Origin of the sequence: Rossellomorea aquimaris, from assembly GCF_001877785.1 — a bacterium.
GTDB classification, from domain to species: Bacteria; Bacillota; Bacilli; order Bacillales; family Bacillaceae_B; genus Rossellomorea; species Rossellomorea aquimaris_A.
Map to the genome: position 1 here is coordinate 1 of NZ_MINN01000037.1, position 349 is coordinate 349.

Annotated in this window: 1 protein-coding gene; it reads right to left on the reverse strand. The window is 45.3% G+C overall.

Translation table 11 applies throughout. The annotated features are described in order from the left end of the window. Positions 1–94 precede the first annotated feature (94 nt). A partial coding sequence (locus BHE18_RS01525) for an ATP-binding cassette domain-containing protein (RefSeq protein WP_328585863.1) occupies positions 95–349 on the reverse strand: 255 nt, incomplete at its 5' end.

Here is a 349-nt window from a genome sequence, read left to right on the forward strand (position 1 = left end):
TCTCTCGTGCTCTTCGTCACTGTATCGTTGTTGTTCTGTCGTACACAGAAAACGCAGTACGCCGTACACTGTGCACAAGTTTCAGGTAGTAATTTCATCTTTGTTTTTTTTTTTTTTTATCGAGTGCACTGAATGGTTCGTCCATCAGCAAGACTCGTGGATTCGCTACTAAAGCTCTGGCTAAAGCCACACGCTGTTGCTGTCCACCGCTCAGTTCTTCAGGAAAACGTCGGCCAAACCCGCTGAGTCCGACATGATCAAGCATGCTACGCGCTGCGTTAAGACGTTTCTTTTTTCCGACTTTCTGCATTTTCAAGCCAAAAGCAACATTGTCTTCGATGGTTTTATG